The sequence below is a fragment of the Brevibacterium picturae genome (assembly GCF_030453725.1).
Classification (GTDB): Bacteria; Actinomycetota; Actinomycetes; order Actinomycetales; family Brevibacteriaceae; genus Brevibacterium; species Brevibacterium sandarakinum_A.
Genome location: NZ_JAKDJU010000174.1, coordinates 1 through 6,129, shown reverse-complemented (window position 1 = coordinate 6,129; position 6,129 = coordinate 1). Strand labels below are relative to the sequence as shown.

Annotated in this window: 5 protein-coding genes and 1 pseudogene; 5 read left to right on the top strand and 1 reads right to left on the bottom strand. The window is 63.4% G+C overall.

The window, feature by feature from the left end:
• From L0G76_RS13350 to L0G76_RS13335, 4 genes are all read left to right on the top strand, one after another.
• Positions 1–492, top strand: a 492-nt coding sequence (locus tag L0G76_RS13350; RefSeq protein WP_304357664.1) for an LPXTG cell wall anchor domain-containing protein, incomplete at its 5' end; no start/stop codon positions are given.
• A 143-nt stretch (positions 493–635) separates the two neighbouring features.
• A complete protein-coding gene (locus tag L0G76_RS13345; RefSeq protein WP_304357663.1) occupies positions 636–1,094 on the top strand; it encodes a DUF3817 domain-containing protein in 459 nt (152 codons plus the stop codon).
• Positions 1,095–1,255: 161 nt separating this feature from the next.
• Complete coding sequence (locus L0G76_RS13340) at positions 1,256–3,067, top strand: flotillin family protein (RefSeq protein ID WP_304357662.1); 1,812 nt, start codon at positions 1,256–1,258, stop codon at positions 3,065–3,067.
• 219 nt (positions 3,068–3,286) lie between these two features.
• Positions 3,287–4,195, top strand: coding sequence for a cation diffusion facilitator family transporter (locus L0G76_RS13335; protein ID WP_304357661.1), 909 nt, complete (start codon positions 3,287–3,289; stop codon positions 4,193–4,195).
• 229 nt (positions 4,196–4,424) lie between these two features.
• Here the strand turns inward: L0G76_RS13335 and menC are convergent, their stop codons facing one another.
• Positions 4,425–5,549, bottom strand: a complete 1,125-nt coding sequence (gene menC / locus L0G76_RS13330) for an o-succinylbenzoate synthase (RefSeq protein WP_304357660.1) — start codon at positions 5,547–5,549, stop codon at positions 4,425–4,427.
• 317 nt (positions 5,550–5,866) lie between these two features.
• Here menC and L0G76_RS13325 point away from each other — a divergent pair.
• Positions 5,867–6,129: pseudogene (locus L0G76_RS13325) on the top strand (FkbM family methyltransferase); the annotation flags it as partial.

Sequence of the window (6,129 nt, the reverse complement as noted above, 5' to 3'; positions counted from 1 at the left end):
GACGATCCCACAGGGGCACCGACGGACGATCCCACAGAGGCCCCGGACGAGCGGAGTCTGAGCATCGACCCGACAACGATCGCCCAGGACGACTTCGTCGGTGAGCGAGGCGTGCAGGTGGCCGCTGCCGGGTGCACCCCGGAGACCACCGCCACAATGACGGTCGATCCACAGAACGGCACGATCGAGAAGTTCGAACAGACCGCGACGGCTGATGCCGAATCCGTGGCCAAGTTCGGAGTCCGCGGTCTCGACGAGACTCTGGCTGCAGATTATCTCGGCACCTACGACGTCGCTGTCGATTGTGACGGCGGAGACCCGCTGACCGGTTCCTTCGAGGTCGTCGCCGAGGGCGATGGGCCGGGCGCCGGTGATGGTGGGGGAGACCTGCCGCGAACCGGTAACGAGGCATTGCCTCTGGTGATCTCGGCCGGAGCGCTCATCGTGCTCGGCATCGCGATGACCATGGGAGCTCGCCGCCGCAGGGCCTGAGCATCCCCCGATCGCCACGCGGGCCGGTGACTGAATGAGGTCGCCGGCCCGCGTGCCCATTCACCCGCCGAGGTGAGACTCTCCCGCTCGGTCGGTGGAGGCCTTCAGCACCCGCTCATCCGAATCGGGCACAATGGTCTTCTGTGACTCCCAAACTCTTCTTCAAGATCTTCGCCATCGCGGAGACCATCACCTGGTCGCTGCTCATCATCGGCATGATCCTCAAATACACCCATATCACCGAGATCGGTGTGCGCATCGGCGGCGGGATCCATGGCTTCGTCTTCATCTGCTTCGTCATCGCCGTCATCGGCGTCGGAACCTCGCAGATGTGGAGCAAGAAGCGCATCGCCACGGGACTGGGCTCGGCAATCATTCCCTACGCCACGATCCCCTTCGAGGTCTCCGTGGCCAAGGCCGGGGCGCTTGAGGGCGACTGGGGCCTGGGCGCGAACGGGCGGACCCCGCGGAACTGGTTCGAAAAGCTCACCTCCTGGGCGATCCGCTCACCATGGCTGGCCATCGGCGTGGGAATCGTCGTGGTCATCGCGATCTTCAGCGGACTGCTGCTCGCCGGCCCTCCCGGCGACTGGGGCAAGTGAACGGCAGGGCCACCTCGGCGAAGATCTGACCTGAGGGCTGCACCGCCTCGGGGATGGACGACTCTGTGCAAGACTTGGGGTCTCGCTTAGGATGATGACAACGGGACCGATACTCACCATCGGCCCTCCACGAACATCTTCGAGTAATGGAAGGCCCACTGATGGACCTGATTCTCGGCGCCGTAGTCATCGGCGTCATAGTCATTATCGCCCTGATCGCATTCTTCGTGATCATGCGCTCGATCAAGATCGCCTCCCCCTCGGAGGCGCTCATCATCACCGGTCGGAATGTGAGCAGTTCGGGTGGCACCGGCCGCATCATCATCGGCGGTCGCTCGGTCGTCTATCCGATCGTCCAGAAGGCATTCATCCTGTCCCTGTCGTCACGCCAGATCGCTGTGGCCATCGACGGAATCTCGATGAACGGCATCGCATTGCGCCTGCACGGTGTCGCCCAGGTCAAGGTCGGCGGCACCGAGGGGGACGTGCGCAAGGCCGCGCAGCGCTTCCTCGACCAGCAGGACCAGATCGAGCCCTACAGCACAGAGATCCTCTCCGGAACGCTGCGCGCCGTCGTCGGTACGCTGACAGTCGAGCAGATCATCCAGGATCGTGCTTCCTTCGCGGCCCAGGTGCAAGAGGAATCCGCGCACTCGATGAACAACCAGGGCCTGGTCATCGACACGTTCCAGATCTCCGCCGTCGAAGACGAGGGCAGCTACCTGAAGGATTGGGGTCGCCCCCAGGCGGCGGAGGTCGCGAAGAACGCCGCCATCGCCGAGGCGAATGCCAGTCGTGCATCGTCCGTTGAGGAAGCGCAGCAGAACGAGTCGACCCAGAAGCAGCAGGCTCTGACCGATCAGGCCATCGCCGAGCAGCAGCAGCAGCTCGCCCTGCGCCGTGCGGCGTTGAAGGAAGAGGCGGACCAGCGTCAGGCGACCGCTGACAATGCGGGCCCGTTGGCGAACGCGGCCGAGAAGCAGAAGCTGCTCGAACGCGACCGCGTCGTTGCGAAGGAAGCCGCGGAACTGCGTGCCGAACAGCTCGATGCCGAGGTCAGGCGCCCCGCCGACGCGGAGCGCTACCGCCAGCAGGCAGACGCTGATGCGCGCGCCTACGATGTCGAAGCCCAGGGTCGGGCCGAAGCTGCGGCTGAGCTGCACCGTCGGTCCAAGGACGCTGAAGCCATTCGCCTTGAGGGCGAGGCCCAGGCCGACTCGATCAAGGCTCGTGGCGAGGCAGAAGCCGGGGCTCTCCAGGCTCAGGCCGAGGCCTACAAGAAGTTCAACGATGCCGCTGTGCTGTCGAAGGTCCTCGAGGCCCTGCCGAACATCGCCGGCGAACTCGTCGCCCCTTATGCGAACATCAAGGATCTCTCGATCGTGTCGACCGACGGAGAGTCCAAGCTGGCGAATTCGGTGTCGAACAACCTGGCTCAGGTTCTCGAGGTCGTGCGCGGGACCACCGGCATCGACCTCGGGGATCTGGTCGGCAAGGCTCAGACCCAGGGGGGATCGAAGGGCTTCGGCGACGAGAAGGGCTTCGGCGGAAGGGACCGAGATGGCTCGACCACATTCGACGACTCGGGTGGCTTCGCCGGTGCAAACAGTGGTGACGATGACGCAGATCACGGTGGTCAGGTCGTCGAAGGTCAAGTCTCAGAGGGGCGCGGTTCCAAGGGGCATGGCTCGATAGGGAACTTCGACCCGAAGGACTACCTTGACGAGAACGGGGAACTCGACCTCACCCACATCGGTGATGACGTGAAGAAGGCCACCGGAATCGACGTGCAGTCCTACATCGCCGAGGCGCTGCGCCGACGCGACGGTCGTGACGGCGATTCGGGCGGTTCGGGTTCGAACGGCTCAGGCTCGAACGGGCCGAAGGGCGATGGGCCGACGGGCGGTTCTGGTTCGAACGGGCCGAAGGACGATGGGCCGACGGGCGGCTCGGGAGGCCCCGAGAAGAAATAGTCTCCTGTGTGATCTGCCTGCACTGAAGCTCCGGGGCGATCCCCGAGCCATGTGCAGGATGCGTACGTGTTCAGCAGATTCTGCTGGGCACGTGCGCATTCTGCATCCGGTCCCTTGTCCCCGAGCCGCGTCTCATTGTCGGGCCTGACTTGGGGCCCGCTCGGCCTCACATTCATAAAGACATACGCATATGTTAATATGAACGTGTAGGAGGTTCTCTTGGCACACGACCATTCGCACACGTCAGGTTCGCGTCATCGCTTGGCGATCGTCTTCGGCATCGTCCTGGTGATCTTCGTCTTCCAGGTGATCGGCTCGATCATGACGGGCAGCTTGGCGCTGCTCATTGACACCGGCCACAATTCGGTCGACCTCATCGGCATCGGCGTCGCCCTGTTTGCCGCCACCCTGGTCCGGAAGCCGCCGAAGGGGCAGAAGACCTGGGGCTTCCGCCGGGCCGAAGTCCTCGCCGCAGGGGCGCAGGCGACTCTGCTGCTGGGGCTCGGCCTCTACAGTCTCATCGAGGGAATTCGTCGTTTCTTCGTCCCGCCTGAGGTGCCGGGCCCGGAACTGATGCTCTTCGGTGCTGTCGGACTTGTCGGCAACATCGTGTCGATCATCATCCTCAGCTCGTCCAAAGAGGACTCGCTCAACCTCAAGGCTGCCTTCCTCGAAGTCATCGCCGATGCGCTGGGGTCCGTCGCCGTCATACTCGCTGCCGTCTCGATCTGGCTCTTCGATTGGACTCGCGCCGATGCGGTTGCAGCTCTGTTCATTGCGGCTCTGATCGTGCCCCGGGCGTTCTCCATTCTGAAGGAGACCGGCTCGATTCTGCTCGAAGTGGCGCCCAGAGAGCTCGACCTGGACAAGGTCAAGATGCACATCGAAGAAGTCGAGCATGTCCAAGAAGTCCACGATCTTCACGTGACGCGGATCGACTCGAACCTGCCCGTGCTCACCGCACACGTGGTCCTCGCCGACGAATGTTTCTACGACGGCCACGCTCCGCGAATACTCACCGCACTCCAGGAGTGCCTCGCCGAGCACTTCAAAGTCGCGATCGAACACTCGACGTTCCAGTTCGACAGGGCGAAGGACGCGGCCCAGGAGGCGCACACCCATACCTGACAACACCCATAACTGAGCAGGACGGTGGCGTCAGCGGCAGAGCTTCGTCAGCCGGGCCTCGCCGGCGCTTCGTCGGGGACGAGGAGTGCCGACAGTCGGCAGCTTTCTGAATGCACGACGGTCGCTTGAACGCACAACGGTCGGTAACTCCTGGTCGAATCCGTTGCTTCCTGCGACCAGGAGTTACCGACTGTTGAGTTCAGAACACGGGCACCAGGGCACCGGTGCCTCAGCTCTGCTGCAGGATCTCGACCGAGTCGGTGCGGAACTTCTCGAGCCTCGTCGGGTCGATCGAGACTCCGAAGCCGACGCCCGTGGGCACGTCGACCTTGCCGTCGTACATGACGATCTCCTCGGTGATGTCCTCTTTGAAGAAGCGATTCGATCCCGAGATGTCGCCGGGCAGGGTGAAGCCGGGTAGCGATGCGAGGGCTGCATTGGCGGCGCGACCCAGGCCGGTTTCGACCATTCCGCCGTGCCAGACGGCCACGCCATGAGCGGCGCAGAGATCGTGGATCTTCTTCGCCTCGATGAAGCCGCCGACCCGTCCCGGTTTGATGTTGATGACGGCTGCTGCCCCCATGGAGATCGCATCCGCCGCGGCCTCGGCAGAGTCGATGGACTCGTCCAGGCACATCGGTGTCTCCATCAGCTTCGCCAACTCCCCGTGTTGGCGGATGTCGGCCTCGCCCAGCGGCTGTTCGATGAGGAGGAGTCCATACTCGTCGAGTCTGCGCAGGTGGGAGGCGTCGACGAGCGTGTATGCGGCATTGGCGTCGACCTGGAACCCGAAGTCATCGCCGAAGGCCTTGCGCACTGCGGCGATCGGTGCGATGTCCTTGCCCGGTTTGATCTTGAGCTTGATGCGGGCATACCCCTCTTCCAGGTAACCGCCGATGACCCTGACCGTCTCTTCGACGGAGTCCTGGATGCCCACAGAGACTCCTGAGGGGACGGAGTCGACGACGCCGCCCAGGTAGGTCTTGAAGGACTGGTCGTTGAGCTTGAGCTGAGCCTCGATGACCGCCATCTCCAGCGCGGACTTCGCCATGGGGTGACCGATGACGTGACGCAGATGCCACGACACGGTCTCCGCGGTGAGGTCGTCGACGTCGAAGAGGATCGGGGCCAACCAGCGCTTCGTGACATCGATGCCCGACGCCACGTACTCAGAGGAATAGAGCGGGGAGATCATCGCCACCGACTCTCCCCACCCCGTGATCTCACCCTTAGGGGTGTCGAAGGTGGCCTCGACGAGGTAGCAGTCCTTCTCCGTCTCCCGCATGAACGAGGTCTCGAAGGGGGTGACCAGGGGAATGGATACCTGGTGGAGAGTGATTGACTTGAGCTTCATGCGCCATGCACCTTCTTTGTGTTCGGGGCCGATGATCCTGTGACCCAGCCTATAACCACTCGCAGAACCACCTCGGCGTGGGATGAAGTCTGGGACGAGAGCAGCGAACTGGGTCCGGGCCCAGCCGGTTTCGAGGGAACAGAATGTTGGATTCCAGCGGCGAAACCGACATTCGTCTCCCTCAGAACCCGCCGGCAGGACTCCTTGTATCCATCTGTGGCTCACGCCGCCCGTCTCAGGCGCCGATCTGGCCTGGAGAGAGCGGCACCGCCTTGGTACTGTGAGCCAAAGGGCCCGCTCAATCGAGGGAGAGTTACGTGAATGACTACCTGCGGTCGCTCAAGGGCCGGAAGCAGAAGTGGTTCGGACTCAAACTGCCGGTCAAGACTGCACTTGCTCAGCCGTACCTCCACCCGATGCTGCGAACTGTTGCCCCGCACGTCAGTGGCATCAAGCTCGGCAGGCTGCCCGCACCGATCGGCCTCACCGAGGTGCGCGGACGTGCCGGGGGCGCCGGCTTCTACCTCGTCGATCCGTTCCGCTGCGAGATCGCCAAGGAATTCTATTGGGGCAAGGGACG